At 53.9% G+C, this 21,385-nt stretch carries 15 protein-coding genes; 5 read left to right on the forward strand and 10 right to left on the reverse strand.

Features of this window, described 5'->3' with window-relative positions; genetic code table 11:
• Nucleotides 1-4 precede the first annotated feature (4 nt).
• The 3 genes from pdxA to lptD all read right to left on the reverse strand — a co-directional run bounded on the left by pdxA (nt 5) and on the right by lptD (nt 4,758).
• Nucleotides 5-1,012, reverse strand: coding sequence for a 4-hydroxythreonine-4-phosphate dehydrogenase PdxA (pdxA, locus tag GW579_RS10495; protein ID WP_165058974.1), 1,008 nt, complete (start codon nt 1,010-1,012; stop codon nt 5-7).
• Nucleotides 1,002-2,297 (reverse strand): peptidylprolyl isomerase SurA, encoded by a 1,296-nt coding sequence (gene surA / locus GW579_RS10500; RefSeq protein WP_152325160.1) that lies wholly within the window; start codon nt 2,295-2,297, stop codon nt 1,002-1,004. The genes pdxA and surA overlap by 11 nt, the downstream gene beginning before the upstream one ends.
• 85 nt (nt 2,298-2,382) lie before the next feature.
• On the reverse strand, nt 2,383-4,758 hold the full coding sequence (gene lptD, locus GW579_RS10505) for an LPS assembly protein LptD (protein ID WP_152325159.1): 2,376 nt from the start codon (nt 4,756-4,758) through the stop codon (nt 2,383-2,385).
• Between the two features lie 181 nt (nt 4,759-4,939).
• On the opposite strand from lptD, the gene djlA reads away from it, so the two are divergent.
• A complete protein-coding gene (gene djlA / locus GW579_RS10510; RefSeq protein ID WP_152325158.1) occupies nt 4,940-5,761 on the forward strand; it encodes a co-chaperone DjlA in 822 nt (273 codons plus the stop codon).
• Between the two features lie 62 nt (nt 5,762-5,823).
• On the opposite strand, the gene rluA is transcribed toward djlA, so the two are convergent.
• From rluA to GW579_RS10525, 3 genes are all read right to left on the reverse strand, one after another.
• Nucleotides 5,824-6,525, reverse strand: coding sequence for a bifunctional tRNA pseudouridine(32) synthase/23S rRNA pseudouridine(746) synthase RluA (gene rluA / locus GW579_RS10515; protein WP_165058976.1), 702 nt, complete (start codon nt 6,523-6,525; stop codon nt 5,824-5,826).
• 67 nt (nt 6,526-6,592) lie between these two features.
• Nucleotides 6,593-9,490, reverse strand: a complete 2,898-nt coding sequence (gene rapA / locus GW579_RS10520) for an RNA polymerase-associated protein RapA (RefSeq protein ID WP_165058977.1) — start codon at nt 9,488-9,490, stop codon at nt 6,593-6,595.
• Between the two features lie 223 nt (nt 9,491-9,713).
• On the reverse strand, nt 9,714-12,119 hold the full coding sequence (locus GW579_RS10525; RefSeq protein ID WP_165059693.1) for a DNA polymerase II: 2,406 nt from the start codon (nt 12,117-12,119) through the stop codon (nt 9,714-9,716).
• A gap of 243 nt (nt 12,120-12,362) precedes the next feature.
• On the opposite strand from GW579_RS10525, the gene GW579_RS10530 reads away from it, so the two are divergent.
• The 3 genes from GW579_RS10530 (at nt 12,363) to GW579_RS10540 (ending at nt 15,605) form a co-directional block, all read left to right on the forward strand.
• Entirely contained in the window at nt 12,363-13,130 is a 768-nt protein-coding gene (locus tag GW579_RS10530) for a DedA family protein (protein ID WP_152325155.1), read from the forward strand.
• Nucleotides 13,131-13,539: 409 nt separating this feature from the next.
• Nucleotides 13,540-14,304 carry a nucleoside-specific channel-forming Tsx family protein gene (locus GW579_RS10535; protein ID WP_165058979.1) on the forward strand — a complete coding sequence of 255 codons (765 nt, stop codon included), beginning with the start codon at nt 13,540-13,542 and terminating at the stop codon, nt 14,302-14,304.
• 44 nt (nt 14,305-14,348) lie between these two features.
• On the forward strand, nt 14,349-15,605 hold the full coding sequence (locus tag GW579_RS10540) for a nucleoside permease (protein ID WP_165058981.1): 1,257 nt from the start codon (nt 14,349-14,351) through the stop codon (nt 15,603-15,605).
• Here the strand turns inward: GW579_RS10540 and thiQ are convergent.
• From thiQ to sgrR, 4 genes are all read right to left on the reverse strand, one after another.
• Nucleotides 15,595-16,308 carry a thiamine ABC transporter ATP-binding protein ThiQ gene (gene thiQ, locus GW579_RS10545; RefSeq protein ID WP_165058983.1) on the reverse strand — a complete coding sequence of 238 codons (714 nt, stop codon included), beginning with the start codon at nt 16,306-16,308 and terminating at the stop codon, nt 15,595-15,597. The genes GW579_RS10540 and thiQ overlap by 11 nt on opposite strands.
• Nucleotides 16,292-17,902 (reverse strand): thiamine/thiamine pyrophosphate ABC transporter permease ThiP, encoded by a 1,611-nt coding sequence (gene thiP, locus GW579_RS10550; RefSeq protein ID WP_165058984.1) that lies wholly within the window; start codon nt 17,900-17,902, stop codon nt 16,292-16,294. The genes thiQ and thiP overlap by 17 nt, the downstream gene beginning before the upstream one ends.
• Complete coding sequence (gene thiB / locus GW579_RS10555) at nt 17,878-18,861, reverse strand: thiamine ABC transporter substrate binding subunit (protein ID WP_165058986.1); 984 nt, start codon at nt 18,859-18,861, stop codon at nt 17,878-17,880. The genes thiP and thiB overlap by 25 nt, the downstream gene beginning before the upstream one ends.
• Before the next feature lie 338 nt (nt 18,862-19,199).
• Nucleotides 19,200-20,861 (reverse strand): HTH-type transcriptional regulator SgrR, encoded by a 1,662-nt coding sequence (gene sgrR / locus GW579_RS10560; RefSeq protein WP_152325149.1) that lies wholly within the window; start codon nt 20,859-20,861, stop codon nt 19,200-19,202.
• Nucleotides 20,862-20,962: 101 nt separating this feature from the next.
• Here sgrR and sgrT point away from each other — a divergent pair, with 101 nt between their 5' ends.
• Nucleotides 20,963-21,148, forward strand: a complete 186-nt coding sequence (gene sgrT / locus GW579_RS10565; protein WP_165058988.1) for a glucose uptake inhibitor SgrT — start codon at nt 20,963-20,965, stop codon at nt 21,146-21,148.
• Nucleotides 21,149-21,385: the final 237 nt, after the last annotated feature.

A 21,385-nucleotide genomic window follows, 5' to 3' on the forward strand; every position in this document is an offset into this window, starting at 1 on the left:
GTTGTTATTTATCGTTGCTGTTATTTGCCATACGAATGGCGAGATTTATTGCTGTCTTGAAACTGCCTGCATCGGCGGTGCCGGTTGCAGCGAGTTCAAGGGCGGTGCCGTGATCAACGGAAGTCCGGATAAAGGGAAGGCCCAGCGTGATATTCACGGCGCGACCGAATCCCTGATATTTTAGCACCGGAAGGCCCTGATCGTGATACATCGATAAAACAGCATCGGCGTGTTGCAGATATTTAGGCTGGAATAACGTATCAGCGGGCAGCGGACCGATAAGATACATTCCCTGCTGGCGCAGTTCTTCCAGCGCAGGGATGATGATGTCTATTTCCTCATGACCCATATGACCGCCTTCTCCGGCGTGCGGGTTCAGACCACACACGTAGATTTGCGGCTCGGCGATGCCAAATTTGGTTCTCAGATCATGATTCAAAATGGTGATGACTTCGTGGAGACATTCGCGCGTGATCGCACCCGGTACGGCTAACAGCGGTAAATGCGTGGTCGCCAGCGCGACGCGCAGTTCTTCCGTTGCCAGCATCATCACTACGCGGTTGCAATGGCTGCGGTCAGCAAAGAATTCGGTATGACCGATAAACGGGATACCGGCATCGTTAATGATGCTCTTTTGCACCGGGCCGGTAATCAGCGCGGCAAACTCACCGCTGATTGCGCCATCGCAGGCGCGGGCCAGCGTTTCTACCACGTATTGGCTGTTGGCGACATCCAGTTTACCGGGCGTGACAGGCACAGCCGTGCTGACCGGTAAAACCGTTAATGTCCCCGCGGCCTGAGGTTCTGCCGGGCTGTCTTTCAGGTATTCGCGCAACTGGATCTTCAGACCCAGTTTTTCAGCGCGCTCAAGCAGCAGGGCCGGATCGGCACACACCACCAGCTCAACAGGCCATGCCTGCTGAGCCAGCGCCAGTACCAGATCCGGCCCAACCCCGGCAGGTTCGCCGGGGGTGATGACGACAGATTTCGTTGTCAGTGTTTTATTGTCCATTACCGTCCATAATTTTCACGTACGCTTCAGCACGTTGTTCCTGCATCCAGGTCTGGGCTTCTTCCGCAAATTTACGGTTGAACAGCATGCGGTAAGCACGTTCTTTCTGTGCCGCATCTGTTTTATCAACCTGGCGGGTATCCAGTAACTGGATCAGGTGCCAGCCGAAGGAAGAATGAACTGGCGCACTGATTTCACCTTTTTTCAGGTTCATTAGTGCATCGCGGAACGCAGGATCGTACATATCCGGAGACGCCCAACCTAAATCGCCGCCCTGATTTGCAGAACCCGGATCCTGAGAAAGCTGTTTCGCTTCATCAGCAAACGTTGCTTTACCGCTCTTGATATCCGCCGCAGCCTGTTCCAGTTTCGCGCGCGCCTGAGCATCGGTCATCACAACGGATGGCTTGATCAGGATATGGCGTGCATGGACTTCAGTGACGGAAACGCTTTTGTTATCACCACGGATATCGTTCACTTTCAGGATGTGGAAGCCCACGCCTGAACGGATCGGACCGATAACCTGGCCTTTCTGCGCAGTACTCAGCGCCTGAGCGAACAGGGAAGGTAATTCCTGCAATTTGCCCCAACCCATGTTGCCGCCTTTCAGCGCCTGGGAATCAGCAGAGTAGGTGATAGCCAGTTTGCCGAAGTCCGCGCCGTTGTTCAGATCGGCAACGATTTTCTTCGCCAGCTGTTCAGCCGTATCAACCTGATCCTGCGTTGGGTTTTCCGGCAATGGCAACAGGATATGGCTGAGGTTAAATTCAGCGCTGCTGCCGTTCTGAGCCGCAACCTGTTTGGACAGCTGATCCACTTCCTGAGGCAGGATCGTCACGCGACGGCGAACTTCGCTGTTACGGACTTCGCTGATCAGCATTTCTTTACGGATCTGGGCGCGATAAGTGCTGTAGTTCAGACCGTCATAAGCCAGACGGCTACGCAGCTGGTCAACGGAAATATTGTTCTGCTGTGCAATACCGGCAATCGCTTTATCCACATCCTGATCCGTCAGCGTGATACCCATGCGGGTCGCCATCTGCAACTGGATCTGATCCATGATCAGACGATCAAGGATCTGGTGGCGCAACGTCGCTTCATCGGGCAGCTGTTGGTTTGCTTGCTTGGCCTGCTGCGTTACTGACTGATACAGGCTGTCTACGTCACTTTGCAATACGACGCCGTTGTTGACGACGGCGGCAACTTTATCAACTTCCTGAGGGGCTGCAAACGCAGTGCTGGCACAAAGCGTCACGCCGAGGAGAAGTGTTCTCCAGTTCTTCATACTTTTTCCATTTGTCTAATCCGCAAGCGCGGGTTTCAAGTTCACTGAGTTCGTAGAGTCTTAACTCATCAATCGTGGTATCGGCTTAGAAAGCGCGTTGATAAGGCAGTATGCCGCTGGCCAACATTTCTTTCGTTCCGAGGGTTTGATTGTTCCCCAGGCCTCTAAGTTCAATGTTGAATCCAATCTTATTGTCATACTTGCTTTCGGACTTAACAGTATCGTAGTTGGTGATCTTACGTTCGTAGCCCACGTTGATGGCCCAGCAGCAAGTGTTGTACTGCAAACCAATCAGCTGATCGGCAGATTGCTGTGCTTTGGTGTCGTAATAATAGGCCGCAACAACCGCCCAGCGGTCAGCAATCGGCCAGCTGGCGATCCCGCCCACCTGAGAAATACCATCCTGATATCCCGGGTTGGTCACGCTTGGCAGTGTCGCCTGAATATATTCCGGGCTGGCATAACGGTAGCTCAACTGAACCATTCTTTCTGAGTCAGCGCGGTATTCCAGAACGGCATCGCCCAACGCCAGTGCATCTAAACGGGTGTCGTACTGCACGCCACCACGAACGCCCCAGAAGTCATTGATTTTGTAATAGCTGTCACCAGCCCAAACCAGGCTGCCTCTGTCATCACTTTTATCCAGAGCACTGTTCACGTCGCCTGTGCGCGGTGGCTGGAAGTAGTAAATCTGACCGGCAGACGCATTGAAGCGCTCTTCCAGATTTTCGTCGTAAATACGGGTTGTTAAACCAGTTGCCACCTGGTTTGCCGAAGCAATTCGGTCCAGGCCGCTGTAGCTCTTATCGCGGAACAGGCCGGTATAGTCGGACTGTAACAGCGTCGAGTCATAGGTATTAATCCCGCTCTGGTTACGATACGGAATGTACAAATACTGTGCGCGCGGTTCGAGAGTCTGGGTGTAATCACTGTCCCAGTCCATCGTCCGGTCGAAGACCATTTTGCCGTCGGTTTTGAACTCAGGCATAACGCGGTTTACTGAAGAACGAAGTTTGGTGTCCGGGTTCGCATCGTAATACGCATCCGGAATATCCTGCTGATAGTGGGTCGCCATCAGCTTAACTTCGTTATCCAGACTTCCCCAGGCGTTACTCAGCGGCAGGCTCAGGGTCGGTTCGAAGTGAGTACGCACCGCTTCCGGGTTGTCAGGGTTAACGCTGGTGAATTTCACCGCCTGACCATAAAGATGCAGGTCGAAAGGGCCCACATCGTTTTTGTAATAGTTGATGTCCAGCTGTGGCTGGGCGCGGTAAGCATTGCTGTTACCGTAATCCGAAAACACCTGGAACTGCTTGCTGGCCAGCGTCACATCCCAGTTTTGGTTGGCATAACCTACGCTGAATTTTTGCGTGGAATAGCCGTCAGTGCTTGAACCGTATTTCGAATCGAAATCGGTGAAGTAGTACGGGTCACTGACCTTGGTGTAGTCGACATTGAAGCGCCAAACCTGATCGTATACGCCGGCATGACGCCAGTAGTACATCCAGCGCTTAGTCTTATCGCTGGTCCGGTTCTCATCATCCACGTACTGCTGATCGATTTTCTTATCGTCGCCCAGATAATCGAACTCCATCAGACCTGCACCGGCCACGGTCAGATAGCGGAATTCGTTCTGCAATTGCAGACCACGGTTGCTCATGTAGTTCGGCGTGATCGTGGCATCGTAATTTGGCGCGATGTTCCAGTACCAGGGAACGGTCAGGCCAAAGCCGTTGCTGCTGCTGTATTTGGCGTTCGGAATAAGGAAGCCCGAACGGCGTTTGTCACCGATCGGCAACTGCATGTACGGGCTGTAGAACACGGGAACCGGGCCGATATGGAAACGGGCATTCCAGATTTCAGCCACTTCTTCCTGGCGGTCCTGAATCACTTCTGAACCCACCACGCTCCAGCTGTTATCGCCAGGCAGACAGGTCGTGAATGTGCCGTTATCCATGATGGTGTAGCGGTTGTTGTCACGCTGCTTCATCTTGTCAGCATTACCGCGGCCCTGACGGCCTACCATCTGGTAATCGCCATTCTGGACATCGGTATCTTTGGTGGTCAGGTTTGCAAAGCCTTTCGGCCCGTTCAGCTTGATCTGGTTATCGTTATAACGCACGTTCCCGGTCGCCGTGGCGGTACGGGTCGGAGTGGGCTGATTGGGATTGGCAATTTGGTTGAGCTGAACATGATCGGCATCGAGCGTACTGTTACCCTGAACGATATTAACGTTGCCGCTGAAAAGCGCGCTGTCAGGATAATTTCCGGTGGCCTTGTCGGCATTGATGGTCACAGGCAGTGAATTAGGATCACCCTGCACCAAAGGTTTGTCATAGGTCGGAACGCCGAGCATACATTGTTGCGCGAGGTCGGCCATTGCGCCGTGACTGTACAATACTGACCAGATTGTGGCAGCCAGCACTGTGGGTAAGCGTGTTTTCAGACGTCTGTTTTTCATACGTAAAATGGTGTTCCGTCATCAGAGGCATCATGCCGGCAAACGGTCAGAGACTATCTCACTCATCATGGTTGCGCTAGTGTTAAATCCAACCTGTTACGTTGCCGCCGTTAGGCACAACGATAAATGCCGGTTATGATAAAGCAATTTTTAAGCGACGGCATGGCGAATTGAGGAGTATATGCAGTATTGGGGAAAACTGCTCGGACTTATCCTGGGCTTATGGTCAGGTTTAGGCTTCTGGGGAATTGTTTCAGGGGTGTTGATAGGGCATATGTTTGATACTGCGCGTTCTGCGAAACGCCGGGGATATTTCGCCGATCAACAGACACGTCAAACTCTCTTTTTCCGCACCACATTTGAAGTGATGGGGAATCTGACTAAATCAAAAGGCAGAGTGACCGAGGCGGATATACAAATTGCCAGTCTTTACATGGAACGTATGCAGTTGCACGGTGAGCAGCGTGAAGCCGCCCAGCGTGCCTTCCGCGACGGGAAAGATGCGAATTACCCGTTGCGTGAAAAAATGCGGGCATTGCGCACTGCATGTTTCGGCCGCTTTGATCTGATCCGGACTTTTCTGGAAATCCAGATCCAGGCGGCGTATGCCGACGGTTCTTTGCATCCGAACGAGCGCGAAGTGCTGTATGTGATTGCTGAAGAGCTCGGGATCTCCCGCATGCAGTTCGATCAGTTCCTGCGCATGATGGAAGGTGGGCAACAGTTCGGCGCAAATCAGCAGGGCGGTCACTCTTATCGCGGCGGTTATCACCAGACACAGCAAGGCCCGACGCTGGCCGATGCCTGTAAAGTGCTGGGCGTGAATGCCACGGACGATGCAACCACAATCAAACGTGCGTACCGCAAGCTGATGGGCGAACATCATCCGGACAAGCTGGTCGCAAAAGGTTTGCCGCCGGAAATGATGGAAATGGCGAAAGAGAAAGCGCAGTCGATTCAGGCCGCGTATGACCTGATCAAAAGAGAGAAAGGTTTTAAGTAATCTTCTCCGACGCAAAAGTAAAAGGCGCTGAATTCAGCGCCTTTTTTGTGTCCTCCGGAAACTTAAAAATCCGGCTCGCAGTTGAATATCAGCGGCGCGTCAGTGATCGGATGGTAAAACGACAGCTCCTGCGCATGCAGTTGCAGGCGGTCAGCGGCGGCCAGCGCCTGCGGATGTGCGTAAAACTTATCGCCCAGAATCGGATGCCCGAGCGCCAGTAAATGCACGCGCAGCTGATGTGAACGTCCGGTAATCGGCCGGAGTTTGACGCGCGTCGTGCCGTCTTCATCCCAGGACATCACTTCGTATTGCGTCAGCGCTTTCTTCCCGGTCTCATGGCAAACTTTCTGTTTTGGCCGGTTGGGATAATCGCAAATCAGCGGTAAATCAATAATGCCGTAATCTTCTTCGACCCGTCCCCAGACCCGCGCGATATACACTTTCTTGGTTTCACGCTCGCGGAACTGACGTTTCAGCTCGCGTTCGGCTTCTTTGGACAGCGCCACCACAATCACGCCGCTGGTCGACATATCCAGACGATGTACCGATTCCGCTTGGGGATATTGCTGCTGAATGCGCGTCATCAGGCTGTCCTGATGCTCGGCTAATTTCCCCGGCACCGAAAGCAACCCGCTTGGCTTATTCACCACCATGATGTGTTCATCCTGAAAAATCACCCGTAACCAGGGATCGGTCGGCGGATTGTAATTCTCCAGCGGCCGGGTTTTGGAAGGCTCAGGGATTGTCGGTTGATGTTCGCTCATAGCGGTTTCAGTCTGCATTCAGGGTGAAATAAAAGAAGGGATGCAGACCGGCTGCATCCCGTCAGGCTTACTGGTGGCTGACGACCACCAGACGGATCGCATCCAGACGCCAGCTGGCATCGTTCAGATTGGCCAGTACCTGCTTGCGGTTTGAGTCTACCGATTCCAGTTCGTCATCGCGAATGTTCGGGTTCACTTCTTTCAGCGCTTTCAGACGATCCAGTTCTTTCGTCAGTTGCTCGTCCGCTTCAACTTTCGCCACTTCAATGAGCGCACGCGCCTGCTCAGCAATTTCCGCTTCAGCCTGTTGCAGCATGGCGTGAACGTCCTGCTGCACCGCATTCACCAGCTTGCTGGAGTTGTGACGGTTAATCGCGTTCAGCTGACGGTTAAAGCTTTCGAATTCCACCTGAGCCGCCAGATTGGTGCCTTTTCTGTCCATCAGCATACGTACCGGCGTCGGTGGCAGGAAGCGGGTCAGTTGCAGATGTTTCGGCGCCTGACATTCCACCACGTAAACCAGTTCAGCCAGCAGTGTCCCGACCGGGAGCGCTTTGTTTTTCAGAATCGACACCGCACAGCTGCCGGTATCGCCGGACAGGATCAGATCCAGACCGTTGCGCACGATCGGATGTTCCCAGCTGATAAACTGGGCATCTTCACGCGACAGCGCCTGTTCACGGTCAAACGTTACCGTACAACCGTCTTCCGGCAGGCCGGGGAAATCCGGCACCAGCATGTGATCGGAAGGTGTCAGCACGATCAAATTGTCGCTGCGATCTTCCTGATTAATACCAACGATATCGAACAGATTCAGTGCGAAATTCACCAGATTGACGTCGTTATCCTGCTCGCCAATTTCTTTCGCCAGTTGCTGCGCACGTTCGCCGCCGTTGGAATGCATCTCCAGCAGACGGTCGCGGCCATTTTCCAGCTTCTCTTTCAGCGCGTCATGTTCCGCGCGGCATTTGAGAATAAAATCGTCCAGACCTTCCTGCTCAGCCGGTGTGGCGAGGAACGTAATCAGCTGATCGTAAGCGCTGTCATAAATCGTCCGGCCGGTCGGGCAGGTATGTTCGAACGCATCCAGACCTTCATGGAACCAGCGAACCAGCACCGACTGCGCGGTTTGCTCAAGGTAAGGCACCATGATATCGATATTGTTTTGCTGGCCGATACGGTCCAGACGGCCAATACGCTGCTCCAGCAGATCCGGGTTGAACGGCAGATCGAACATCACCATTTTGCTGGCGAACTGGAAGTTACGGCCTTCGGAGCCGATTTCTGAACACAGCAGAACCTGGGCGCCTTCTTCCTGCGAAGCGAAGTACGCGGCGGCGCGGTCACGTTCGATGATCGACAAACCTTCGTGGAATACGGCGGCGCGGATCGCTTCGCGTTCACGCAGAACCTGTTCCAGTTGCAGCGCGGTGGCGGCTTTGGCGCAAATCACCAGCACTTTTTCGTCACGGTTGGCGGTCAGATAACCGAGCAGCCATTCCACGCGCGGATCGAAGTTCCACCAGGTGGCGTTTTCGCCTTCGAACTCCTGATAAATCTGCTCCGGATACAGCATATCGTGCGCACGGGCTTCGGCGGTTTTCTTCGCGCCCATAATGCCCGAGACTTTTATCGCGGTCTGATACTGCGTCGGCAGCGGCAGTTTCACCGAATGCAGATGGCGCTCCGGGAAACCTTTTACGCCGTTACGGGTGTTACGGAACAGCACGCGGCTGGTACCGTGGCGATCCATCAGCATGGAAACCAGCTGTTTAGCGGCAGCTTCGTCACCTTTATTGGCGGCGGTCAGCAGCGCGTCGGTGTCAGTATTGCCAACGCTTTCGCCCAGCAAGGCCAGTGCTTCCGGCGTCAGCGGCTCTTTATTGAGCAGCAGCGTCACGGCATCCGCGACCGGCTGATATTGCTGCTGTTCTTCAATGAATTCTTCGTAATCGTGGAAACGATCCGGATCCAGCAGGCGCAGACGCGCAAAGTGGCTTTCCTGACCCAGCTGTTCCGGCGTGGCGGTCAGCAGCAGGACGCTCGGGATTTGCTGAGAAAGCTGCTCGATTACCTGATATTCGCGGCTTGGCGCGTCTTCGCTCCACACCAGATGGTGCGCTTCGTCGACCACCAGCATGTCCCAGGAGGCATCTGACAACTGCTCGAGGCGGGACTTATTGCGGCGCACGAAATCAAGAGAACAGATAACCAGCTGTTCGGTTTCAAACGGGTTCGTTGCTTCATGCACAGATTCGGCATAGCGGTCGTCATCAAACAGAGAGAAACGCAGGTTAAAGCGGCGCAGCATTTCCACCAGCCACTGATGTTGCAGGGTTTCAGGCACCACGATCAGCACGCGTTCGGCACGGCCGGACAGCAATTGCTGATGAATAATCATGCCGGCTTCGATGGTTTTACCCAGACCGACTTCATCGGCCAGTAAAACGCGCGGCGCATGACGCTGGCCGACTTCGTAAGCGATGTGCAGCTGGTGCGGGATCAGACTAGCGCGCATACCGCGCAGGCCGCCGAACTCCAGACGGAACTGCTCGCGCTGATATTTACGTGCGCGGAAACGCAGGGCAAAACGATCCATACGGTCAATCTGACCGGCGAACAGGCGATCCTGAGGTTTGCTGAATGTCAGTTTGCTGTCGAGCAGCACTTCACGCATGGCAACGCCGGTTTCTTCCGTATCCAGACGGGTACCGATATAGGTCAGCAGGCCTTTGTCTTCAATGACTTCTTCGACTTGCAGCTGCCAGCCTTCGTGGCAACTGATGGTATCACCGGGATTAAACATCACGCGGGTGATCGGGGAATCATTTCGGGCATACAAACGGTTTTCACCGGTGGCGGGGAAAAGCAGGGTAACCATGCGCACATCCAGCGCGACCACGGTTCCTAATCCTAATTCGCTTTCCGTATCGCTTATCCAGCGTTGACCCAATGTAAACGGCATAATCTCTCTCTGTGTTATTTGCTCTGTGTACGACAACTGCGGCAGCGACTGCGCATTGCTCGCCATGCCTCTGATAATGCTTGGGCAATAGTTTTCTTTTCCCGTCAGCAGGCGGGAAGTGATTCACTGTGTGAGGATGATTCAGAAATGGGAAAGGGCGCTATGGTAATGGAAGGTAAGCGATTCGTCACCTTAGAATCACATCCGCAGCGCCTTCTTTTACTTAAAATAACCCCATCTGACCTGTAATGAGTGTAGCAAAATCGTCATGAAGGAAAGGCAAAATGCCATCGGCCACCGGTTCCAGCTGGCGTTCGATGTAGTGGTCGTAATCGACCGGTGACTGGCGGTTCTCCAACGGCTCCGGCCCGGAGGTGGTCATCACGTAGCTTATCCACCCGCCGTTCTGGTACTGTTTTGCGCGACCATGCTGCACATTATACTCATCCGCCAGCCGGGCGGCGCGCACATGCGGCGGCACATTTTTCTCATAATCACTGAGCTTCCGGCGCAGGCGTTTACGGTACACCAGCTTGTCGTCCAGCTCGCCGTTGAGCGTGCGTGCCACATAATCGCGGACATAATCCTGATAGGGTTGCTGATGGAAAATCCGCTGATACAGCTCCTGCTGAAACTCCTGCGCCAGCGGTGTCCAGTCGGTACGCACCGTTTCCAGCCCCTTATAAACGATATGTTCGCCGTCGGCGTCTTTCACCAGCCCGGCATATCGCTTTTTACTGCCGGTTTCAGAACCGCGGATCGTCGGCATCAGAAAGCGTTGATAATGCGTTTCGAATTCCAGCTCCAGCGCGCTTTCCAGCCCGTATTCCTGCTGTAAATGCTGTTTCCACCAGGTGTTCACCTGCTCCACCAGACGGCGGCCAATCACATTGGCGTCTTCCTGTGAATGCGCCTGATTGAGCCAGACAAAGGTGGAGTCCGTATCGCCATAAATCACCTGATAGCCTTCTGCCTTAATCAGCTCGCGGGTCTGGCGCATGATGTCGTGCCCGCGCAGCGTAATAGAAGAAGCCAGACGCGGATCGAAGAACCGGCAGCCGCTCGAGCCGAGCACGCCATAAAAGGCGTTCATGATGATTTTCAGCGCCTGCGACAGGGGTTTGTTATTGTGTTTTTTCGCGGCTTCGCGCCCCTGCCAGATCTGGCTGACGATTTCCGGCAGGCAATGTTTTTCCCGTGAAAAACGGGCGTTGCGGTAGCCGGGAACAGAATGTTCATCGTCCGGCTGTTGCAGACCTGCCACCAGCCCGACCGGGTCGATCAGGAATGTACGGATAATCGACGGGTACAGACTTTTATAATCGAGCACCAGCACAGAATCGTATAAGCCGGGGCGGGAATCCATCACGAATCCGCCTGGGCTCATTTCACCTTCCAGCTCGCCCAGATTTGGCGCGACGTATCCTGCGCGGTGCATGCGCGGTAAATAGAGGTGGGTAAAGGCGGCGACTGAACCGCCGCTGCGGTCGGCGGCCAGCCCGGTTACCGACGCGCGTTCAAGAAGAAACGGCATCAGCTCGGTTTTGGCAAAAATGCGCGTGACCAGCTCGCAGTCTTTCAGGTTGTAACGTGCCAGCGCGGGTTTGTTTTCACGAAAACGTTGTTCGATTTCGGCCAGACGCTGATACGGGTTATCGCTGGATTTCCCTTCGCCTAATAAACTTTGCGAGACGAATTCAAGACTGAAGGAATTGAAGTTCCAGAAGGCGGATTTCAGGGCTTCAATGCCGTCGATAATCAGGCGGCCTGCGGCGGCGGCAAAAAAATGCCCCTGTTTGAAGCCGTGCTCGCGCCATTCCAGCTCACCGCCGCCGCGCCCGAATTTGAGCGGGATTTTGTAGCGGTCGGCGTGCTTTTGTAAAACGCGCAGATCGAACTGTATGACACTCCAGCCGATAATCGCATCCGGATCGTAAGTTTCCAGCCACTCGTTGAGCTTTTGCAGCAGTTGCGGACGGCTGTCGACGTATTCGAGATTGAAATCGAACTGACTGTCCGGGTCACCGTTCGGCGGCCCTAACATATAAACGTGGCGCTGCCCGCAGCCTTCCAGCCCGATGCAATACAACTCGCCGTTACCGCTGGTTTCGATATCCAGAGAACAGAGTTTCAGCGGCGGGCGGTATTCCTGCGCCGGTTTCATCTTCGTGTCGAGCAGCAGATTGTCCGCCCCCGGTTTGCCGCTGAACCACACCGGCGCGGTGATATAACGCTCCATCAGAAAACGTTCCGGCGGGCGGATATCCGCTTCATAGACCCTGACGCCGTTCTCCTTTAACAACTTTTCAATGCGCATTAACTGCCGGTGTTGCGGGCAATACAGGCCGAGAACCGGTCGGGAATGGAAATCCTGCAACGGTAATTCGCGCAAACTGACATTTTTTTCTTCGGCCAGCAGACGTTCAGCCTGCGCGCGCTGTTCCGCCGGAATAAAGGCCACCGACTCCTGCAACGGCAGACGAACTTTCTGCGGTCCGCTGTCAGTCGCCAGCCACAGTTCCACTTCCGTGCCACGCGGCGTGTCGCGCCAGTGGCGGGTCAGCACGAATCCCTGACGCGGTGACGTGTCAGTGGTAGGTGTGGCGGAAGGAGTGGATTGTGCGTTAATAAGCGCCTCGGAAGCGGAATGAAAAATCAATGACAGAGTATGGTTATTTATACAGTCTTTGTCCACGACTCTGGATTCTGCCAAATACGCATACAATTACTGGGTTGACGGCAATACTTCAGGCGCTGACAATTCAGCCGCTTGATGTATTTACTACAATCAAAGTTCAGAAAACTGACACTAGTCTCATTATTTATCCGTACTGATGCTCTATGCCTTTTGCGTCACAATTACTGGGAATATATGGAAGCCTATTTACAACATCTGGTCGCTCAGTCGGTGGGCTTTGCTTTAATTATTGTCGCCGTGGTGGCTTTTTTCGAATCGCTGGCGCTGGTCGGGCTGATTCTGCCCGGCACGGTGATGATGGCGACACTCGGGACGCTGATCGGCAGCGGTCAGGTCGGCTTGTACGAAGCGTGGCTGGCCGCCGGGCTTGGTTGCTTTTTTGGCGACTGGGCGTCTTACTTCATCGGGCGGCGTTTTAAAGAACCGCTGCATCAGTGGAAATTCCTGCAACGCTATCAGTCATTGCTTGATAAAACCGGGCACGCGCTTGATCGCCACAGCTTTGCGACGGTGATTATTGGCCGCTTCATTGGGCCGACGCGTCCGCTGGTGCCGCTGGCTGCCGGTATGCTGAACCTGCCGCCGTATAAATTTGCGCCGCCGAATATCATCGGCTGCATCACCTGGCCGCCAGTCTATTTTTTGCCGGGAATTCTGGCCGGCGTCGCGATCGACATTCCGACCGGCCATAACAGCGCGGTCTTCAAATGGATGCTGTTTGCGGCCTTCGTGCTTCTCTGGCTGAGCGCCTGGCTTCTCTGGCGCTGGTTCCGTGCTGGAAAAGCCGCGCCGGACGCGATGACAAAATGGTTACCGCTGCCGCGCCTGCGCGTAGTTTGTGTGCTGAGTCTGGTCGCGACGGCGGTGAGCATCGTGATGCTCAGTAAACAGCCGATGATGCCGGTTTATGGTCATTTATTGTGGAAAGTGATTACCCGCTGACAGGAACGGCAATATCTTGCAAAAAGCCTTGTGCAGGATATTGCCGCATTATTTCGGTTTGCGTGAAAATAATATCGTCTGCTAATTGTTCGTGATAACGTGTCCCCGTAAACGCCTCGCCTTACTGTTTAATATTGACTTTATTTCCTGAATTTGAACTCACTCTCATATCTGACCGATAGTTTATTTCCCCTTTCGGTTTTGCTGCTTTGCGATATTTTATAATTATTTGTTTTGTATAGATAAAAATCCTCTTTTGGCTATTTATAGGTAAAAGCTATAAATGCCCCGCCAAATCAATATTGGTTTAGCCCTTTACTCATCGTGAATACTCCCAGCGCTCTGACATTTGAATCTTATATGCACATCTTTCTGGAATGTGCATTTCTGGCTAAGGGAATTAAGCGCGATGAAGAAATTAATTAAATATACATTACCTCTGGCATTAACATTTTTAGCGCCTGCCGCTCAGGCTGAATATTTATGGGGCTTCTTCGATACCGGTTTGCATTATCTGGACTGGACACAAAACACCACGCACCGGACCGGAATGAAATCGCATAAAGATGACTTTTTCTATCTTGAACTGGAAGGCGGTGCGGGATTTACCTGGGGCGAAACTTACGGCTTCTTCGATCTGGAAAATCCGCTGAATAAAGAGCATGACCAGCCGGGAGATGAACAGCGTTATACCTTCAAAAGCACCAACCGGTTCTATCTGGGTCATTCAGGTTTTAATCTTTACGGCCATTTATATGGCACCTACAGCGCGCCGCTCGGCGTGCATTTCCATGATGTCATGGCGTTAAACGGAATAGGTTACAACATTAAAGCGGGTAACTTCTGGTATAAGCCTTTTATCGCCAAACGTTATACCGATCAGACGTATTACACCGGCGATAATGGCTATGTATTTGGCTGGGCCGCCGGATATGACTTTACCGCGTGGGGCGAGAATTTCAGCCTGACCAACTGGACGGAATATGAGTTTGACCGCGCCGACCAATATGCTGCCGGTAACGGCGGAAAAGAAGGCGTCAACGGCGGCGCGGGTTTCTGGTGGAAGCCCAATCCCAGCCTTACGGTCGGATTACAGTATCGCTATGCGGATAATAAATTGGGTGAAAGTTTCCTCCAGGACGGAATTATCTACTCCATAAAATATAACTTCTGATCTGCTCGCATCGCATTGTTCATGCTCTCCTGAAAGGAAATAAAATGACAATACAAATCCGGTTGAAAATTATGTTCTTTCTTCAATTCTTTATCTGGGGTTCCTGGCTGGTTACGCTGGGTTCTTATATGATCAACACATTGCATTTTACCGGGGCTCAGGTTGGATTAGTTTATGGCGCAAAAGGTATTGCCTGTATTATTATGCCCGGCATCGTCGGTATTATTGCGGACCGCTGGGTAAAGGCCAATAAACTGTATGCGCTATGTCATTTCTTCGGTGCGGTTGCCTTATTTACCGCGGCCGGTATTGCAGAGCCTCATCTGATGTTCTTTGCGATGTTATTTAATGCCATGGTGTATATGCCGACCATCGCGTTATCCAATACCATTTCCTATATTTGCCTTGAGAAAGCCGGGCTGGATACGGTGAAAAATTTCCCTCTGGTCCGGGTGTTTGGCACGGTCGGGTTTATTTTTGCAATGTGGGTTATCAGCCTTTCCGGTTTTGAGCTCAGCAATATTCAGCTGTATATCGCATCGGGTCTCTCGGTGGCGCTGGCTCTGTACGCCTTAACGCTGCCGTCTTGCCCGACGTCCTGCGTGAAAAAAGGCAGCTCGTGGGTGACCTTGCTGGGGCTTGATGCGTTTGTGTTGTTCCGCCAGAAGAAGATGGCCATTTTCTTCCTGTTCGCCATGCTGCTCGGCGTTTCCCTGCAAATCAGCAACACGTTTGCCAGCCCGTTTATGCATGATTTCTACCGCAATCCGCTCTTCCACGACAGCCTGGTGGTGAAGTATCCGTCCATTCTGTTGTCGATGTCCCAGATTGCTGAAGTCTTCTTTATTCTGACCATCCCGTTCTTCCTGTCCCGGTTTGGGATCAAGCGGGTCATGATGATCAGCATGGCGGCCTGGACGCTGCGCTTCGCACTGTTCGCTTTCGGCGATCCGTCGTTTGGTGGGATGATTTTCCTGTTGTTGTCGATGCTGGTGTACGGCTGCGCGTTCGACTTCTTCAACATTTCAGGGGCGATTTTCGTTGAAAAAGAAGTGGCGCATAATATCCGTGCCAGCGCTCAGGGCTTATTTATGACGATGGTGAACGGCGTCGGGGCGTATGTCGGTGCCATAGCCAGCGGGCATGTAGTCGATCACTTTACGGTAGATGGCGTGAAAGACTGGCAAAGTATCTGGCTTTCCTTTGCCGCTTATACCGTGGTTCTGGTGATCGTTTTTGCCTTCACGTTTAAGTACAAACATAACCCGAGAGCATTCACCAAACCGGTTCTCAGCCACTAATATCCGGCCGCCGGATGCCCAGCACTTTAGCTTCCGGCGCGGTGCCGTCAGCCAGCGCCTGCGCCGGGCCATCGTAGAAAATCCTGCCATCCACAATCAGCAAGGTGCGCGGCGCAATCCGCGCCGCATCGTCCAGATTGTGCGACACCATCAGCAGCGTGAGATTGCGCTGCTCACACACTTTATCCAGCAAACTCAGCATTTCGCTGCGCAGCGCAGGGTCGAGTGCCGAAAACGGCTCGTCGAGCAGCAAAACCGGCTGACTGCGTAGCAGACAACGCGCCAGCGCCACGCGCTGACGCTGCCCGCCGGAAAGCTGCGACGGCAGGCGTTCCAGACAATCTTCCAGCCCGACCTGCCGGGCGATTTCCTCTAATGCCTGCTTTTGCTGCGCGCTGAGTTTCAGCCCCGGGTGCAGCCCCAGTCCCATGTTCTGGCGTACGGTCAGATGCGAGAACAGATTGTTTTCCTGAAACAGCATTGAAACCGGACGTTTGGCCGGGGGCGTCGCGCTGTGATCGGCACCGTTCAGCAAAATCTGTCCGCTGACCGGCGTCAGAAAACCCGCCACCAGGCTGAGCAGGGTACTTTTCCCCGCACCGCTCGGGCCAAGGATCGCCACACGTTCACCCGCCGCGATGTGCAGATCAAAGCGCATCGGTAAATGTTCGTACAGGTAGGTCAGTTTATTCAGCGTCAGCATGGCGGCCCGGCAATTTCTCAATCAGGGTAAATAACAGGAAGCATAGCAGCAGGAGTAAAAGCGCCGTGACCGCACCGTCCTGGCTGCGATAGGAACCCATCTGCTGATACAGATAAAACGGCAGGGTGCGGAAATTCTCGTTGCCGAATAAGGCAATCACGCCGAAATCCCCCAGCGACAGCACACAGGCAAATGCCAGTGCCTGTGCGATCGGGCGTTTCAGCGCGCTCATTTCCACCCAACGCAGACGCTGCCAGCCGCGCATATCGAGCGAAATACACAGCGGGTTATAGCGCTCCGCCACATCACGCATCGGGTTATCCAGTACTTTTAATGCGTAAGGTACCGCCATCAGCGCATTGGTCATGATAACCAAAGGCCACGGGGATTGCGGCAATCCGGTGGTATCACCGAGCAGCAGGAAAAAACCGGTCGCCAGCACGATGCCCGGCATCGCGAGGATCAGCATTCCGCTGAGATCCATCGCCTGCGCCCAGCCGTTTTTCTGGCGTAAACGCAGCTCGCGGCTGCTCCACAGCAACATCATCGTCAGCAGCACACACAATAATCCGCTGCCCAGCGCGATACGGACTGACGTCCATAAAGCCTGCCACAGCGCGGGCTGTTGCAGCACGCTGACGGCGGCGCGATTTATACCATCGAAAACCACGGCCAGCAGCGGCGGCAGGATCAGCAGTAAAGCCAGACCAATCAGCAGGCCGTCGGTAATGCGGCGCAGCGGGGAATCGTCCGGATTGCGCCAGCGCTGAGCATGGGTCTGACCGACCGGCAGCGCCTGGCTGAGTTTCTGGCTGAGCAGAACCAGCGTCAGACAACAAAACAGCTGGATGAGCGCCAGCGTGGCCGCGCGACTTAAATCGTAGTCGTAACTCAGTGCCTGATAAATGGCGAGTTCAATGGTGGTCGCCTGCGGACCGCCGCCCAGTGAAAGCACGGTGGCGAAACTCGCGAAACACAGCATGAATATCAGGGCAGCGGCGGGGAAAATCTGACGTCGGATCGCAGGCCATTCCACAAAGCGGAATTGCTGCCAGGCATTCATCCCGAGCTGCGCAGCCAGCTGCCGCTGTTCGACGGCGATATTTTCCAGCGCCTGTAATAAAAGACGGGTTGCCAGCGGCAGATTGAAAAATACGTGCGCCAGCAAAATGCCCTGTAAACCGTACGGCGAAAATCGGTAATCCACGCCCAGCCAGTTGCAAATCTGCGCCAGCCAGCCCTGTCTTCCGTATACGCTGAGAATGCCGAACACCGCGACTAAAACCGGCAATACCAGCGTCATCGCGCACAATCGTAATAACAGCTGACGACCTGGGAAACGGCGGCGGAAGAGGGTGCGCGCCAGCAAAATAGCGGGCAGCACCGAGCAGAGCGCCGAAAGCAGCGCCTGCCAGAAGGTGAAACGGATGACGCGCCAGAGATACTGATCCTGCCACGCAGACACGCCGCTTATTTGTGGCGCATGACGCCACAACGAGCCTAATGCCAGCGCGGCGACCAGCAGCATCGCCAGTGACGCCACCGCGCCCGGCCACAGCCAGCGGGGGATCAACGGCTGACGGCGTTCTGCCATGCCTGAATCCATTCGCCGCGGTGAGAAGCTACATCCTGTGCGCTGTATTGCAGGGATTTTGCCGGTACGGTCAGCTGTTTGAAGGCGTCAGGCAGTGGCGTGCTGATCACCGGATACATCCAGTTGCCGGTCGGAATGACTTTCTGGAAATCTTCAGTAGTGACGAATTTCATGAACTGTTCAGCCAGTTTCGGCTGTTTGCTGCTGGCCAGCTGACCCGCGACTTCCACCTGCATGTAATGACCTTCAGCGAAGTCAGCGGCGGCATAATTATCTTTCTTCTCTTCAACAATATGATAGGCCGGAGAAGTGGTGTAGCTCAGCACCAGATCGCTTTCGCCTTTGAGGAACAGGCCGTAAGCCTCGCTCCAGCCTTTGGTGACGGTCACGGTTTTCGCCGCCAGTTTTTGCCACGCTTCAGGCGCTTTGTCGCCATAGACTTTTTGCATCCACAGCATCAGGCCAAGACCCGGCGTGCTGGTGCGCGGATCTTCGTAAATCACTTTCCATTTCTGGTCGCTGTTGATCAGCTCATCGAGGCTTTTTGGCGGGTTTTTCAGTTTGTTTTTGTCATACACGAACGCGAAATAGCCGTAGTCGTAAGGCACAAACGTCGTGTTATTCCAGCCACCCGGCACCGTCAGTTGAGCATCAGTTTTCGGTGCTTTGGCAAACAGGCCGGTTTGCTCAGCGGCCTGCAACAGGTTGTTATCCAGACCGAGCACTACGTCCGCTTTAGTGTTTTTGCCTTCCATCCGCAGACGGTTCAGCAAAGATACGCCATCTTCCAGCGCGACATATTTCAGTTCGCAGCCGCACTGTGCCTCAAAGGCTTTTTTGATCGCCGGGCCGGGGCCCCAGTCGGCAGAGAAGGAATCGTAGGTATATACCGTCAGAACGGGTTTTGCAGCAAAGGCAGGTGCAGAAAGTAACAGCAGACAGGACAATATTTTTTTCAACTTTGCGCTCCAAAAAAGAAAAGGGGCAAAGGATTTTGAGTGAGCATCGCACAGTCTCAAATCCCTCCGCCGGGGTTAACCGGATCAGGTTCGACGGGTATCAGGTCTCAGCCATCTTTAAACGTGCTGCGCGTGTGTTGATCGGGCGTCGTGCAGTGCTCGAAATGCTCACGTACTTTGTGTACGCTCCGCTTTCTGTGCGCTGTACTTCACCCGCTGAACACGCGCTCGCGGCGTTTAAAAATCGAGGTCATTCTTCAATACAAAAGAAGTCACTCGGGCACCCCGTTGAGAACGGATGTCATTCTAGAGATTAACGGCGCAATGCGATAGTCCGATTAGCTGTCGGGTGGCGCGAACCAGGCAGATTTGAAGTCGAACCAGCCGAGGGTGTTCATCCGCACGCCGCGCATACTGCGCTGGCCTTGTAAAACCAGCCAGTGATGAAACAGCGGATGAATGTGATGGCTGGCGATCTGCTTCTGGCTCCAGTCGGCAATTGAAAGCTTTCCGGCGTGCCATAACGCGGCGTCTTCATTCATCGTTTGCGGGAAACAATACGCCAGCAGCGGCAGTTCGTAGAATGAGGCAAACAGCGAAAACTCCAGCGGCAACGTGAAGTTGGCGCTACCCAGCCATAGATCGGTTTTCACGCCGCCGCGGTACCACACCGCATAATCGACAATCTGGATCACCAGCTCAATGCCTTCTGCCGCCAGCAGCGGACGCAGTGCGTTGCAGATAGCGTGATGTTCTGAGTGCTCGTTATAAAACGTCAGCGTGACCTGCGTCAGACCGTCAGGTTTGGGCGGGCGGGGAAGCAGCGCTTTATGATGCCAGCGCGGCAACAGGCCGTACGCCGGCGACCAGTAACGCTGATAAACAGGCTCGGCAGCGTTGAGCAGCGCAATCGGATTGAACAAATCGCACAGCCACTGGCGCGTTTGTGCGTTTTGGCCGACCGGCGAACGCTGGTCGAAAAGCAGGAAATAACAACCTTCCTCAAGGCGGCTTTCAAGCTCGCTTTTGCCGGATTCATCGGCCTGAAGCTGGACGCCGGAATGCACCAGTTCCTCACTGAGTTCAGGTAGAACCCAGATATTGACCTCATCGATCAGCGCCCGGAATCCAAAATATTCGTCAAACGCGCGGATCCGCAGCTGCGTTTTCTGATTTCGTACCACGGCATACGGGCCGGTTCCCACCGGATGGCGGGCAAAATCGGGCAACGACTCCCACTCCTGTGGCAGGATTGTCGCGTGGATATTCCCGAACAGCCACGGCAGCCAGTGGTCGGGCGCGTTCAGATGAATGTCGATGACGTTTGGCGTTAATGAGATCACCGAGACGATATTGCCGAATAAGCGGTGTGATTTGAGACGAGCGAAGGTGGTAATAATATCGGCCATTTCCAGCTCACGACCATGATGAAAATGAATAGCCGGACGCAGATAGAACCGCCAGTGCAGCGCAGAGATTTCCTGCCAGTGATGGGCCAGATCGCCTTCTACTTCCCCGTTTTCCTCATTTATGCGCGTCAGCCCGCTGAAAATCTGTCGCGCGATGTGTGTTTCTGAGCGGCGCAACATGGTGCCGGGCAGCAGATTAAACAGCGGGCGATAGTACAGCACGCGAAGAATATGTTTGCCCTGACGGAAGCTGCGTCCAAGCTGGGATAACAGCATCTGGCGCACCATGTTTTTATCGCCAACCAGTTGTACCAGCTGATCAATACGATCCTGTTCAAGCAGTTCTTCGGCGCGTTGCTGCTGAAGCGCCAGACCGGTGTACAAAAAGGTCAGCTTTGACCGCTTACCGCGCCCGGCTTCTGCATCCCAGTTGAGCCAGCCCTGTTCCTGCATGGTGCTGAGCAATGATCGCATATGCCGCCGCGAGCAGTTCAGGATTTCCGATAACGCCAGCAAAGTGGTTTCGGTTTCTTCGCCGTGGCAGCTTTGCCACAATCTGATGAACTGCTGTTGCAAACGGGACGAGGTCATAAAAGAGGAACTCCGGAGGAAATCTCATCAATTTATCTTTCCTCATATTACCCCGATACTGATCTCCAACGAAAGCCAGTCATCAAGGTCAGGAGGTCATCATGAAAAACACGCTAACCGTCCGTTTCTATCAGCGTTACTTCGCTGCCGTCAGCAGAAATGCGGGCAGAAATCATGCTGACTGGCTGTCATGGGTTCCGGTGGAATACCGTTTAGACATTCTCTCCCGCCTGACGCAGTGGGACATCGCCTCGCAGGACGATGAGCAATACCGCCGTCATTTATAACCCGCAGGCGCGGCCGGATTCGATTTTCTGAGTAATGGTGTAATGTCACCAGCCAGTGGGGTAACTCACTGGTTTTTTTCTATTGATTGTCCCCTTCACCCTTCGAGCTGCAAATGCGTTGGCCGCTCTTGCTCACCCGAATCACTGACTCATTTCAGCTCATCGGGATTCGCGCGATTGCCGCCTTCCTGCAACTCGAATTGTTTTGGGTATACACTGTATGTTTCGTTGTAAGAC

Origin of the sequence: Rahnella contaminans, assembly GCF_011065485.1 — a bacterium.
GTDB lineage: Bacteria > Pseudomonadota > Gammaproteobacteria > Enterobacterales > Enterobacteriaceae > Rahnella > Rahnella contaminans.